We start from the raw sequence: 13,474 nt of genomic DNA on the forward strand, positions 1-13,474 counted from the left end.
TTTTTAATTTTTAAATTATGAAAAACTTATTAATTATTTTTTTTGCTTTATTTACATTATTGCTTTACTCACAAAAATCAATCAATATTTGCACACAAACCAAAAACATTTACAAAGAAAAAAATAACATAAAGAGAGTACCTCTCAAATCTATATCCTTTATAAATACTAAAGCGTATACACAAAGTATACATAACGCCATAGCTACATGGAATATTCCTGGTGCTTATCGTACCTATGCAATAGGAACAAAACCGGGAAAAGCAGATATAGAATACTATGGAGGTATTTCTTATTACCTTAGAAATACTCCAGGAGCTAGCTACCAAGAGCTAAAAAAATCTGCTCTTAAACAAGGGACTATTTTTAACATATCTGACACTTTCTATATATCATTATGGAATGGAGAAGGTAACGATTTAATTAGCCCTGATTGGATATCTCCTCCTTTAAAGTTTGAATGGGAAAATCTTGGTTCAAAAACCAATAAACTTGAAATTAATATAGAAACAAAATTCGGTGTAGCTAATTCTACTCCGTTCACACTTGAACAACAAAACAAAATAAAAGACTTCTTGGATAAAGTAACTCCCATTATTCTTGATGTTTATGGCCCTCCTGCTAGAAACTCATTCGTAGATATATTAAATGATGAGCATAATAATGATAAGGGCATATACTATAAAAAAACAAATACTTTAGAAATAAAATATTCCGAATCTAAGGGTGATTTTTCAAAACCTAGATTGTTAGTCCATGAAATTCTTCACGCATATCGAGACAATGTTATTTTAACCGCTAATAGTGAATGGAATCATGACGATACACTTAGTGGTTTTGAAGAAGGAATGGTAGAAAGTGCTGCAATTATAATCATGGATAAGTTTATTGAACATTATCCTACTTTTTTTTCTGACCTAGGATACAGAAAGTATTGGTCTTCTGTTCCAGGGATGGCCTTTGATTGGGACTACGACTTTCAAAACCACTCACAATTAACTACAACTGACTTCTTTTCTAGTGGTAATAGTACTGGAGCAGCTTTTGAAAGATATGGTACAGCCCAAACCTGTATGCAAAAAATGTATATTGAAAACTCAAATGTTTTTAAAGATTTTAATCAAGAATACTACAATAGGTTAAATTCTAATCATGATTTAAGCCCAACTAAAGAATTAATAGTATCTATATTTGAAAAAATTCTTCCTAAAGTAGAGCAAACTCCTATAAAAAAATGGATAAATGAACAGCATATACTTGACTGTAAAGTTACACCTGGTAATAAAGTTCATTTATTTACCTATCACCCCAGTCCTGCTTCACCAAGAATTAGAACTCTGGATAATAGAATACACATATATCAAACTCAAGATTTACCAGGAGGGAATGAATGGACATGGATTGAAATGAACACTAGTGATAACACACCTAAATATAGATGGTTTAACCAAACCAATAACTTAGATGGGGTTTTAAACATTTACAACTACAAAAACACTATAAACCAATCAATTAACATAAAAAACAATAAAAAAAGATTAGCTGAAGGAAAAAAAGAAGGTATAGGACCTTATCAAGGCTATAATCATTACACTTACAATGGTATATACACTGCTGAAGACGGAGAAAATGATTGTACACAACCTGGTTGTGGTAAGCGTCCAGACTATACCGAAACACATAGTTTTTATTCAACCTCACATAATTCAAAAATACATCAAGATATACCTACTGATTTCCCAGACCCTAGCTCACAAATTATCACTGGATTAGAAGAATTTGGACTTTATAGATATGACATTAGTTTTGAAGAAGGTAAATTTCATGGTACTTATTATCGCCTTCATGGATTGGATTTAGTAAAAACTGATGGCATATTTGGAGGTATTAAATCTATAGATAAAACCAAACTTATAAAAGGAAAATTAATTTTCGAACATGAAAAATATGGTGAAGAAGAAGAAATAACAATCAAAAACGGTGGTTTTTTATCTAAACGAAAATGGGCTTCAGTACCAGTCACAAACCCAAACAGAAAAGGCGGAAGAAATGATACTAAAAGAACCAAACCTGGAAGAACTAGTATTATTTATATTAGCGAAGACTGTACCGAACAAAAAATAGATTTTAGAAATGTTACATATGGAGATAATTTAACTGGCTCTCATTTATTTCTATTCACAGTAGAAAACTTTGAAGATATTGTGTTTACTCCTTCAGATGATGTTTCTATTTGTAAAGACGAATCTTTTACATTAAATGTAGCTAATAACTTTCCTGATATTTTAGATAATGATTCAAGAATTACATATAAATGGTTAGACCCTGATAAAAATGAAATAGCTACAACTAAACAACATGAAGTAACAAATGCTCAAAAAGAACAAGAAGGTACGTATACTCTTGAAATTAACTTTTTTGGATGTACACTAACTTATGAGGTCAAAGTTTTGATTAATGCTGAAACCTTTACGGTTAAAACTCCTGAAAACCTAAGCATTTGCGAAAGTGAAACCATAGAATTAGAAGCTAATGAAATAGAGGACGCCACCTATACATGGATCGGTCCAAATGGTTACACTGCTAATACAAGACAAATCTCTATTCCCAATACTACTGTTACTATGTCTGGAGATTATATTGTTACTGTGTCTGCTAAAAACTGTCAAGGTAATAATGTTACAGGGACTAGTACTACAAAAGTAACTATCTCTCCTAGTTCCTTTATTATTAACCAAAGTCCAATAGCTATTAGTATTTGTGAAACTAAAACGCTAACATTAGACGTTGATGAAGTTACAAATGCCAATTATGAATGGACAGGTCCTAATGGGTATTCTGCTAACACAAGAGAAATTTCTATTCCTAATACAACTACTAAAATGTCTGGAGAATATGTTGTTAATGTTACTGCCACTAACTGTAAAGGTGTGGAAGAAACTAAAACTAAAACTGCTACAGTTACTATTAATCCAAATTCCTTTAGTATTAACGAAACTCCTTTGCCTATTACTGTTTGTGAAAATCAAACTATTGAACTGGAAATTGATGAAGTAGAAAATGCTATTTATTCTTGGATTGGTCCTAATGGATTTACAGCGAATACTAGACAAATTTCAATCCCAAATGCCACAGCTACTATGGCTGGAGACTACACCGTTACTGTAACTGCTAAAAACTGCCAAGGAACAGATGAATCTAAAACTAGTACAATAAATGTATCCATAAACAATGATTCTTTTAGTATAAACTCTTCTCCTACTCCTATTAGTATCTGTGAAAATGAAACATTAGCTCTAGAAATAAATCAAGTACCAAATGCAACTTACTCTTGGATTTGCCCAATGGTTTTACTGCGAATACTAGACAGATTTCAATCCCAAATACCACTGTTGATATGACTGGGGATTATACCGTTACTGTAACTGCTAAAAACTGCCAAGGTACTGATGAATCAAAATCTAGTACTACTCAAGTTACTATAAATGCCAATAGTTTTATTATAAATGAAAATCCTAATCCTCTTAATGTTTGTGAAAAAACTTTAATTTCTCTAGAAATTGATGAAGTTACAGATGCCAAATACCATTGGATTGGCCCTAATAATTTTGAAGCAGACACTAGAATTGTTGAAATTCCTAATGCTAGCTTAGAAATGAGTGGAGATTATACAGTTGCGGTTACCGCTATAAACTGTTTAGGTATAGAAGAAACAAAATTAAGCACAGTAGTAGTTACTGTCAGTTTAGAAACTTTTCCTGTAAACCAAGCCCCACAACCTGTAAATGTATGCCTCGACGAAAGAATTGAATTAGAAATTGACGCTATTCCTAATGCTTCTTATTCATGGGAAGGCCCCAACAACTTTACTGCAACTACTAGAGAAGTAGCTATTCCTAATGCATCCATAGACATGACTGGTAACTATATTATTACCACTACTATTACCAATTGTCTTAACGAAGAAGTATCTCAAACCAACAGAGTACTGGTAACAGTAACAGATTGTTCTGGAACTCCAACAACAACTATTCCTTCATTTTTCACACCAAATCAAGATGGAATTAATGACACTTGGACGGTTGATAATAACCTTTTTTCATTCACAACCATAAACATATACAACCGTTTTGGTAAATTAATAAAACAACTTACTCCCGAAAATAATAGTTGGGACGGTACTTACAACGGCAGAAACATGCCTTCAAACGATTATTGGTATGTTATCAATTATGTTGATAAACCTCAAGACAAAGGACATTTTAGTTTATTAAGAAAGTAAACTTAAAATTCTACCTTTATAACAAAGCCTGATTACCTATTGAAAATCAGGCTTTATTTAGTTAAACACCAACTCTTTCTTCTATATAAGTATTATTTAAAAAAAGCCTATTAAATTGTTAAAAGCTCTTTAAATATCATACAAATAAATTATGTAATTTTGCACATTAATTTTAAGTAACTAATGAGCATACAAACCTTAATTGAAACCAAAGTAAAAGAAGGATTTTTAACCTTGTATGATGTAGAAATTCCATCAGTAGAATTTCAAGCAACCCGTAAAGATTTTGAAGGCGACGTAACAGTTGTTGTTTTCCCTTTACTGCGGTACAAGAAAGGAAATCCTGTACAAATTGGAGAAGATTTAGGTAAATATATTGTAGAAAACGTAGAAGAAATTACAAATTATAATGTAGTTAAAGGTTTTTTAAACTTAGTAGTAAGTGATCTTTTTTACTTAAACTTTTTCAGTCAAATTAATAGTAATAGTACCTACGGTTATGCTAAACAAAATAGCGCTGATGCCCGTATGGTAGAATATTCTTCACCAAATACGAATAAACCTTTGCATTTAGGGCATGTTAGAAATGTTTTGCTAGGCTATTCGGTTGCTGAAATTTTAAAAGCTGCAGGACATAAGGTATACAAAACTCAAATTATTAATGATAGAGGTATTCATATTTGTAAATCAATGTTAGCTTGGCAACGCTTTGGTAATGGAGAAACTCCTGAATCAACAGGTTTAAAAGGTGATAAATTAGTAGGAAACTACTATGTTAAGTTTGATAAAGAATACAAAAAGGAAATTGAAGTTATAGTAGCAACTGGTGTTAGTGAAGATGATGCTAAAAAACAAGCTCCTTTATTCTTAGAAGCCCAAGAAATGCTTCGTAAATGGGAAGCAGGTGACAAAGAAGTTGTTGCTCTATGGGAAATGATGAATGGATGGGTTTATAAAGGTTTTGACGTAACTTATGAAAATATTGGTGTTAATTTTGACAAACTATACTATGAAAGCAACACCTATTTGTTAGGAAAAGACATTATTGAAGAAGGTTTAAAGAATAATGTGTTCTTTAAAAAGGAAGATGGTTCTGTTTGGTGTGATTTAACAGAAGATGGTTTAGATGAAAAGTTAGTACTTCGTTCTGATGGTACTGCTGTTTATATGACACAAGATATAGGTACGGCTATCCAGCGTGCAAAAGATTTTACGGATTTAAACGGTATGGTATATACTGTAGGAAATGAACAAGACTATCATTTTAAAGTTTTATTCTTAATCCTAAAAAAGTTAGGATACAATTGGGCAGATCAATTACATCATTTAAGTTACGGAATGGTAGATTTACCATCTGGAAAAATGAAATCACGTGAAGGTACTGTAGTTGACGCAGATGATTTAATGATAGAAATGTCTGATACAGCTCGTGATATATCACAAGAATTAGGAAAATTAGAAGGGTACTCTACTGAAGAAAAAGAATCTTTATATAAAATTATTGGATTAGGAGCTTTAAAATATTTTATTTTAAAAGTAGACCCTAAAAAGAGAATTTTGTTTGATCCACAAGCTTCTGTAGATTTCCAAGGAAATACTGGTCCTTTTGTTCAATACACGTATGCAAGGATTCAATCTATTTTACGTAAAGCTGAATTTGATTATACAACTATAATTAATACTATAGCATTACACGAAAAGGAAAAGGAGCTAATTAAACAATTGGAACTTTACCCTGAAATTATACAACAAGCAGCTAAGAATTATTCTCCAGCTGTAGTAGCTAATTATACATATGATTTAGTAAAAGAGTTTAACTCGTTTTACCAAAACGTATCTATTTTAGGAGAAGAAAATCAAGATAAAAAAGTATTTAGAGTACAGTTGTCTAAAAAGGTAGCTGATACTATAAAATCCGCATTTCTTTTATTAGGAATTAACGTTCCTGAAAGAATGTAATATTAACATAAAGAATAAACAACTAAAACATGAAATACGACGTACTAGTAATAGGAAGTGGTCCTGGAGGTTATGTAACTGCCATTAGAGCATCACAATTAGGTTTTAAAACTGCCGTAGTTGAAAAAGAAAACTTAGGTGGTATTTGCTTAAACTGGGGATGTATTCCTACTAAAGCTTTATTAAAATCTGCTCAAGTATATGATTATTTAAAGCATGTAGATGAGTATGGTTTAAAAGCAGAAGCTATAGATAAAGATTTTGAAGCTGTTATTAAACGTAGTCGTGGTGTTGCTGAAGGAATGAGCAAAGGTGTTCAATTCTTGATGAAGAAAAATAAAATTGATATCATTGACGGATTTGGAAAGATTAAAACTGGAAAAAAAGTAGATGTTACAGATAAAGATGGTAAAGTAACTGAATATAGTGCTGAACATATTATCATTGCTACTGGAGCACGTTCTCGTGAGCTGCCAAACTTACCACAAGACGGTAAGAAAGTAATCGGATATCGTGAAGCTATGAGCTTACCAACACAACCTAAATCTATGATTGTTGTGGGTTCTGGTGCTATTGGTGTTGAATTTGCACATTTCTACAACTCAATGGGTACAGATGTTACTATTGTTGAGTTTATGCCAAACATTGTTCCTGTAGAAGATAAAGATGTTTCTAAACAAATGGAACGTTCTTTTAAGAAAGCCGGAATTAAAGTAATGACAAATTCTTCTGTAGAGTCTGTTGATACTTCTGGTGATGGAGTAAAAGCTACGGTTAAAACCAAAAAAGGAGAGCAAGTTTTAGAAGCTGATATTGTATTATCTGCTGTAGGAATTAAGACTAATATTGAAAACATCGGATTAGAAGATGTTGGAATTATTACAGATAGAGATAAAATTTTAGTAAACGACTGGTATCAAACAAACATTCCTGGATATTATGCAATTGGTGATGTTACACCTGGGCCAGCACTAGCACACGTTGCTTCTGCAGAAGGAATTACTTGTGTAGAAAAAATAGCTGGTGTTCATACAGAAGTTATTGACTATGGAAACATTCCTGGATGTACTTATGCTACACCAGAAATTGCCTCTGTTGGTTTAACTGAAGAAAAAGCTAAAGAGCAAGGATATGATATCAAAGTTGGTAAATTTCCTTTTTCTGCTTCTGGAAAGGCAAAAGCTGCTGGTACACCAGAAGGTTTTGTAAAAGTAATCTTTGATGCTAAATATGGTGAGTGGTTAGGTTGTCATATGATTGGAGCTGGCGTTACTGATATGATTGCTGAAGCTGTTTTAGGTAGAAAACTAGAAACAACTGGTCATGAAGTATTAAAAGCCATCCACCCTCACCCAACGATGAGTGAAGCTGTAATGGAAGCTGTTGCTGATGCTTATGATGAAGTAATACATCTATAATAGATATTATAATAAATTATAACAATTAAAAAAAGTCTGGCTAAAACTATAGTTTTAGCCAGACTTTTTCATTTATTCTCTCTTTTATATTTACTATTCTTCTTCTCAAATTTAAAAATATTAAATAAAACAATATAAACAATCTTTATTTTACGCATTTTTTAACCTTTAAACAAAAAACCAAACATATTCGTAAAAAAAACTAAATAACAATTAAAAAAAACAATACTCAGGACCAAAAACATACACTATTCACACGCAATACTATACTATATTACCTACTACTACCTAACTGTTGTTAATTTTTATACTGACTATAATATATTTATAACCTAATGAACATATTAAGATAACATTTAACAATTCAAACATGAAAACAAAATTATCTTTTGCCTATTTAATAGGTGTTTTTTTACTTTTTTCCTTTGACACATATGCACAAGGAATTAATTCTGCACCACTATCAGGTATTGAAGTTACTTCTACAGCAACCTGGAAGCCGTTCAGTATTCCTGGTTTAGAAGGTGCTGGATTTGGAGGCTGGTATTCCGGTGGGGATTTTATATTAGAAGCCAACGGTAGAAATACTGTCAAAGATCCTGTTAGTGGTAATATTCAACTTATCACTGAAAATACAGTCATCAATGCTTCAAATAATTATACAACTAATAGAGAGCCTATTAGAACAAATGATTATAAAGTATGGGATAACCAAACTGGTTTCATTGGTTTTCAAGGTGTCCATAATGGTGGAAATGTATATGGATGGTTAAAAGTAACTGTAACAAATGTCAGTGGTACAATAACACTTTCAATTACTGAGTATGCCTATAACACAACTCATGATGAACCTATAATAGCAGGTGCAACTGCACCAGCAATAACTTGGACTGGAACTACCGATAATGATTGGGCAACCGCTAGCAACTGGAGTTCTGGAAGTGTACCTTCAACTACTGATGATGTTATAATCCCAAATGGATTAACTAATTACCCTACTATTAGCTCTTCTGTAACTGTAAATTCAATAAATATAGCATCAGGGGCTTCTTTAGTAACAGGTACTTCTTCAGTAACCGGCAATGTTATTTATAATAGAAATTTAGGAACTACTAACTGGTATTTAGTTTCTTCACCTGTTAATGGTGAAACAATTGATAATTTAAAAGTTCAAAATAGTTTTGCTGCTGGTACTGGTGGAGATAGAATAGGTATTGCTCCTTATAAAAATGACGGTACGGCATGGAATTATTACACTAATAGTTCTACAGGAGCCATTACCTCTGGTCAAGGATACTCTGTAAAACTTACAGCTGTAGGTAATATCTCTTTCTCGGGAACTATTAACTCTAGCAATGTAACTTTTCCTATTACCCAATCAACTAATGATTTTAATTTAATAGGTAACCCTTACACTTCTTATGCACAGTTAGGTACTTTTGTAGCAGATAATACTTCACTTTCTGAAGCTACAATTTGGTTATGGAATCAGGCTACAAGTAGTTATGATACAAAAGTTGGAGGTATAGACGCTAATTTCCAAATAGCTCCTGGCCAAGGTTTTTTTGTTAAAGCTGGATCAAACACTAATGCTGAATTTACAACTAGTAATCAAAGTCATCAAAATGATACTTTCCAAAGAGATTCTAAAGTTGAAGTTACTTTAAATGCTGTTAGTAATAAAAAGACTAAATCTACCAAATTATATTATTTAAATGGTGTTTCTACAAGTTTTGATAATGGATATGATGGAACACTTTTCAACGGTGTTAGTAATAATTACGAAGTGTTTACCCAATTAGTAAGTGAAAATCAAGGGCAAAACCTAGCCATACAATCATTACCATTAAGTAATATGGAGACTACAATTGTTCCGGTTGGATTAATTGCTCAAGCTAATGAAACAATAGAGTTTTCGATACAAACTTCTAACTTACCTAACGCGATTGAAGTATACATAGAAGATAAAAAGACTAATACAATTACCAATATTACTAATGATAGCTATTCAGTTACTTTAAATGAAGATCTAAACAATATTGGAAGATTTTATTTACACACAACAAGTCAAAAATTAAGTTCAGATGATATCAATAACTCACTAAGTAATATCGGTATCTATAAGTCTTCTAATAACGAATTAACAATTACAGGCTTACAAAGTAAAAAATCTACTTTAAATGTATACACGGTGCTTGGTAAACAGGTTACTAAACGAGAATTTACATCTAATGGAATATCAAGAGTTTCACTTCCAGAAATAACTACAGGTTTATATATTGTTGAAATAGCCTCAGAATTAGGAAAAACTACTAAAAAAATTGTTATTGAATAATTCTAAAAACTAAAACTATCATGAAACAACAAAATAAAAGCACTAACGATATTACAAGAAAAGAAGCCTTAAAAAAAATAGGGAATTACGGTAAGTATACTGCTTTAACTGCTTTAGGAACATATATGTTACTAAACCCTAAAAAAGCACAAGCACAAAGCCCTGAAGCACCTGGTGAAGGGTTTTAATTAACTTGTAAATAAAACTGAAATTAAAAATAAGGCTATCTAGAAATTAACTTTTTAGATAGCCTTATTTATTAGTAAGCCACTATACTTATTACTTTAAATACTCGAAAGTATCAACCATTTTATATTTCGGACTCCTACTTATAAAATCTCTAAAAAATGCTGTATGACTAGCTCCCATCAATATAAATACTCTATCATCCTCTTTTAACTCTAACCTATTTAAGTTACTAAACATTCGTAAATTTCTTTGGTAATATTTTGCCGCTTCATCTGCTCCTTCAAAACTTTCATTAGTACCTACATGAGTTAACATATCAGCATTTACTGTTATCAAAAAATCTAAATAACGATCATGATTGGTTTGTTTCAATTTACCTAACAGATTCAATTCTTTTTCACTATAATTAACTTCTGGGTAATACTGTAAAGGGTTTTGATAATACTTATCATGCCATTCTGCATCAATTTCATTTTTAATCTCTCCTCCTACATTGTAATTATAACTCATTTTATGATCTATTCCATAAATTTTCTCCGTATTTGAAAGTCTTCCTAACTCATAGGCTAAAAGCTCAATTTCATCAGGGTTTTTAAATTTTATTTCAGGATTGTTTAAATACTTCTTATAAAGAGATTGTAACTTTTTATTATAAGTTGGAGGTGTTTCTACAACAATAACAGTAGGCTTAAAAACTGCCAGCATTTTAGCTATTTTATGTACTTCTTGTTGATTCTTTTTATCATGTTCATCAAATTCAGTTTTATTTTCATCTAAGGTTTTTCCCATATGAAATGTTCCAAAATTCAAAACTTGAATTTTCTTTAAATCAGTTATAGAGTTCTTTTTCTTTTCTATAGAATTCTCCGCTAAAACTACTTTCTTAGTTTGCTGTTTACATGAAGTAATTATTAAAACAAATACTATAAATAATACATATATTCTTTTCATCTTGTTATTTATTAAAATTAATACCTCAAAAGTATTTTTAAATAGGCCTATAAAAATCAAAATTCAATCAACATAGAATTTCATCTTATTAACTCTAAAAAAAGATCATATGATTTTTTTTGTTTTATAGTTTACCCTATTTATCCTAAAAAACAGAAACTATGTCCTAAAAAGAAAAATAAAACTACGTTTATGGCTACTTTTGGGTCATGAAACCGAAAAACACATTTAAATACCACCTTATATTAGGATTTATTATCATAGCAATGGATCTTTTTAGGCATTATGTTACTGGTGGACACAATACATTTGTTAAAGACTACAATGGCATAGGAATTACTTTAAAAACGACATTTTATATTACTTTTTTTAGTGTTTATTTTATTAATATTAGCATTATTTGCCCCAGGACTTTAACACAAAAAAATCTTAGTTATTTTTTTATAGGTCAAGCTTCTCTATTTTTCATTTTTGCTGGAATACGCTATTTTTTAGAAGAAATTGTAATCTATTCCATTAGTGGTTTTCATAATTATTCAGATTACAGTCGTACTTTTTGGTATTATATTTTTGACAATTCTTATTTTAGCTTAAAAGTAATTTTATTTAGTACTTTTATATACTTACTCTTCCGTTTTATTGAAAATAAAAACAAAATTCATGAATTACAATTAGAACATAAAAAAGCTGAATTGGGGGCTTTAAAGATGCAATTAGAACCTCATTTTTTATTTAATACTTTAAATGTTTTTTATTCTGAATTAGCAGAAAAACAACCAGAAACAGCAAAAGGAATTTTCAAACTATCAGAACTATTAAGATACCTTACCTATGAAGCTCAAAAAGATTTTATGCCTTTAAAGAAAGAAATTAAGTTTATTAAAGATTATATTTACTTCTATGAAAAAAGGTTTGAGAATAGTCTTTTTTTAAATTTATCTACTGAAGGGGTAATAAATGAGCAACAAATCCCGTCACTAGTTTTAATTCATTTTATTGAAAATATCTTTAAACATGGAATTATTAATGAAAAAAATAACCCTGCTAAAATTTCAATAAAAGTAAGTACAGACTTTTTAGAACTTAAAACATACAATAAAATTTCAAATGTAAAAAACTATAGTAACAAAGGTATAGGAAAAGAAAATTTAAAAAAACGATTAATGCTGCTTTTTAACAAAAACTTTACCTTTGAACATAAAGAAGTAAATAACACGTATACTGCCTATTTAAAAATACCTATTAAAAACAAGCTACTATGAGTACTTTAAGATGTTTAATTGTAGATGATGAGGCTCCAGCCATAAGATTATTAAAGTCTTATGTGCAAAAAGTACCGTTCTTAGAATTAGTTAGCACAACTACTAATCCTATTGAAGCTATTAGTATCATTGAAAAAAATGATTTAGACTTAATATTTTTAGATATACAAATGCCTACCATTACAGGTATTCAACTTTCTAAGATAGTTCAAGATAAAATTAATATTATTTTTACTACAGCCTATCCTCAATTTGCTATAGAAAGTTATGAATTAAATGCTATTGATTACCTCTTAAAACCTTTTGAATTTGAGCGTTTTTATCAGGCTGTTTTAAAAATTAAACCTAAAATAGATAGCAATCTACTAAATATTTCTAATGAATTCATTTTTATAAAAACTAATGGTAAAAATAATTTTGAAAAAGTATACATCCATGAAATTATATACATAGAAAGTTTAAAAAACTATGTATCTATTCATTTAAAAGAAAAGCAAATAATTACTTACAGTACTCTAAAACATTTTGAACATGAACTACCTGTAAAAAGTTTTATTAAAATTCATAAATCATTTATTGTTGCTATTCAACATATTTCTAAAACAGACTCTCTTTCTATTTTCCTTACAAATGGTAAAAATTTACCTATTGGTGATACTTATAAAAAAGAGTTTTTTGAAAAGATTAATAAGTTAATTTTATAAAAAGTTTTCTCAATACTTTTTCATTAGAAAGTCTCATTTTTAAATGTATCATCAAAACTGTATTATGCTTTTTAAGAGCACTTAACTTTCCTTATCAACTTACTCTTACAAACATATCCTTTTTTTATATTAAGATTTGTTTGCTCACAATATTTAAAGTTTAGCTAACTACAATTCTATGTTGTTTTTCAAAATATTTGTAGCACAAAAAGTTCATAGTTTCCTTAACGACTATTAATAGTCAATTCATTAATATTATTCATAAAATCGTTCATTATTTTATAATAAGTATTCTACAATCTTTTTAGTCTCATCACTCCTTATTAAATCATCTATTCAACATAAACCATATAAAAGCTTCATTATTTACAGTC

General features: G+C 30.1%; 9 protein-coding genes. 8 read left to right on the forward strand and 1 reads right to left on the reverse strand.

Annotated features, from left to right (window positions below; all coding sequences use genetic code 11):
- Positions 1-17 precede the first annotated feature (17 nt).
- The 6 genes from ABNT65_RS06155 (at position 18) to ABNT65_RS06180 (ending at position 10,182) form a co-directional block, all read left to right on the forward strand.
- On the forward strand, positions 18-3,401 hold the full coding sequence (locus ABNT65_RS06155; protein ID WP_348747438.1) for a PKD domain-containing protein: 3,384 nt from the start codon (positions 18-20) through the stop codon (positions 3,399-3,401).
- Positions 3,398-4,282 (forward strand): T9SS type B sorting domain-containing protein, encoded by an 885-nt coding sequence (locus ABNT65_RS06160; protein ID WP_348747439.1) that lies wholly within the window; start codon positions 3,398-3,400, stop codon positions 4,280-4,282. The genes ABNT65_RS06155 and ABNT65_RS06160 overlap by 4 nt, the downstream gene beginning before the upstream one ends.
- 183 nt (positions 4,283-4,465) lie before the next feature.
- Positions 4,466-6,241 (forward strand): arginine--tRNA ligase, encoded by a 1,776-nt coding sequence (argS, locus tag ABNT65_RS06165; RefSeq protein WP_348739330.1) that lies wholly within the window; start codon positions 4,466-4,468, stop codon positions 6,239-6,241.
- Positions 6,242-6,270: 29 nt separating this feature from the next.
- Positions 6,271-7,659 carry a dihydrolipoyl dehydrogenase gene (gene lpdA, locus ABNT65_RS06170; RefSeq protein WP_348747440.1) on the forward strand — a complete coding sequence of 463 codons (1,389 nt, stop codon included), beginning with the start codon at positions 6,271-6,273 and terminating at the stop codon, positions 7,657-7,659.
- Positions 7,660-8,029: 370 nt separating this feature from the next.
- Positions 8,030-9,994 (forward strand): T9SS type A sorting domain-containing protein, encoded by a 1,965-nt coding sequence (locus ABNT65_RS06175; protein WP_348747441.1) that lies wholly within the window; start codon positions 8,030-8,032, stop codon positions 9,992-9,994.
- A 20-nt stretch (positions 9,995-10,014) separates the two neighbouring features.
- Positions 10,015-10,182, forward strand: a complete 168-nt coding sequence (locus ABNT65_RS06180) for a hypothetical protein (protein WP_348704041.1) — start codon at positions 10,015-10,017, stop codon at positions 10,180-10,182.
- 91 nt (positions 10,183-10,273) lie between these two features.
- Here the strand turns inward: ABNT65_RS06180 and ABNT65_RS06185 are convergent, their stop codons facing one another.
- Positions 10,274-11,134, reverse strand: a complete 861-nt coding sequence (locus ABNT65_RS06185; RefSeq protein ID WP_348747442.1) for a DUF5694 domain-containing protein — start codon at positions 11,132-11,134, stop codon at positions 10,274-10,276.
- A 209-nt stretch (positions 11,135-11,343) separates the two neighbouring features.
- Here ABNT65_RS06185 and ABNT65_RS06190 point away from each other — a divergent pair, with 209 nt between their 5' ends.
- The gene (locus ABNT65_RS06190) at positions 11,344-12,396 is read left to right on the forward strand and encodes a sensor histidine kinase (RefSeq protein WP_348747443.1); all 1,053 of its coding nucleotides are present in this window, start codon (positions 11,344-11,346) and stop codon (positions 12,394-12,396) included.
- Positions 12,393-13,100 carry a LytTR family DNA-binding domain-containing protein gene (locus ABNT65_RS06195; protein WP_348747444.1) on the forward strand — a complete coding sequence of 236 codons (708 nt, stop codon included), beginning with the start codon at positions 12,393-12,395 and terminating at the stop codon, positions 13,098-13,100. The genes ABNT65_RS06190 and ABNT65_RS06195 overlap by 4 nt, the downstream gene beginning before the upstream one ends.
- The last annotated feature ends 374 nt before the right edge of the window (positions 13,101-13,474 follow it).

Origin of the sequence: Tenacibaculum sp. 190524A02b (genome assembly GCF_964036645.1) — a bacterium.
Classification (GTDB): Bacteria; Bacteroidota; Bacteroidia; order Flavobacteriales; family Flavobacteriaceae; genus Polaribacter; species Polaribacter vairaonense.